Source organism: Spirosoma aerophilum, from assembly GCF_054782495.1.
Window position 1 is genome coordinate 1 of record NZ_BAAGSJ010000043.1, and the last position, 1,195, is coordinate 1,195.

At 61.2% G+C, this 1,195-nt stretch carries 1 protein-coding gene; it reads left to right on the forward strand.

The annotated features are described in order from the left end of the window. Positions 1-1,195, forward strand: a 1,195-nt coding sequence (locus ACYVK4_RS32390; protein ID WP_461131727.1) for a sensor histidine kinase, incomplete at both ends; no start/stop codon positions are given.

A 1,195-nucleotide genomic window follows, 5' to 3' on the forward strand; every position in this document is an offset into this window, starting at 1 on the left:
CTGGTCTATCAGCCTTACAAAGAGCTCGATGGCACTATCACGGGTGTATTGGTGCTTTGCCAGGAGGTGACCCAGCAGGTGATGGCCCGACGGGCCCTGGAGCAGCAGGAGCGGGCCATGAGCAATGCCATTGAGCTGGCCGAACTGGGTACCTGGACGCTGGACGTGGCCAGTGGGCATACCCGGCTTTCGGCCCGTCATGCCACCATGTTTGGCCTGGATAGCCCCGAAATGCCCTACGAAACAGCCCTGTCGGTGGTCCATCCCCAGGATCGGGACCGGGTCGGGGCGGCTTTTGCGCAGGCTCTACAACCCAACTCGGACGGTCGCTACCAGGCCGAGTACCGTATCCTCAACGCCCGCACGGGCCAGCAGCAAGTGATCCGGGCCCGGGGGGAGCTGACTGTGGATGAAGCGGGCAAGCGGCAGATGACAGGCGTGGCCCAGGATGTGACCCTGGAACGGGCCTTGCAGGCCACCCTGGAGCAGCAGGTGCAGCGGCAAACCGAGGAGATTGCGGCCGCTAATGAGGAACTGTTGGCTCTCAACGAAGAGCTGACCCGCCAGAACGAGACGTTAGCGCTCCTCAACGAAGAAATGGCCGAGGCCAACCAGCTCCTGCTGCGCTCGAACGAGAACCTGCAAACCTTCGCTTACGTGGCCTCGCATGACCTCCAGGAGCCCTTGCGCAAGATTCAGCAGTTCGGCGATCTCTTAAAGACCCGGTATGGCGACTCGGCCGGCGATACGCTCGTCTACCTCGAGCGGATGCAGACTGCTGCCCGGCGGATGTCAACCCTGATTAAAGACTTGCTGGACTACTCGCGTCTTTCTACCCAACGGGTACCCACGCGCTGGGTTTCCCTACAGGAGGTGGTGGGGCAGGTCCTGTCTACCCTGGAGCTGACGCTGCAGGAAACGGGGGCTCAGGTAAGCCTCGAGCCGCTGCCCACGGTCATGGGCGATGCCTCGCAGCTGAATCAACTGGTTCAGAACCTGCTGTCCAATGCCCTCAAATTTCGTCGGCCCGGGGTGACTCCCCACATTGTCATTAAGGCTAGCCGGGTGTCAGCGGATCACCTACCCGAGGGTCTGACGCTGAGCCGGAACGCGAGTGGCTATCACCGGATTGATATGGTGGATAACGGCATTGGCTTTGAGGAGAAGTATCTGGATCGCATCTTCCAGGTCTTCC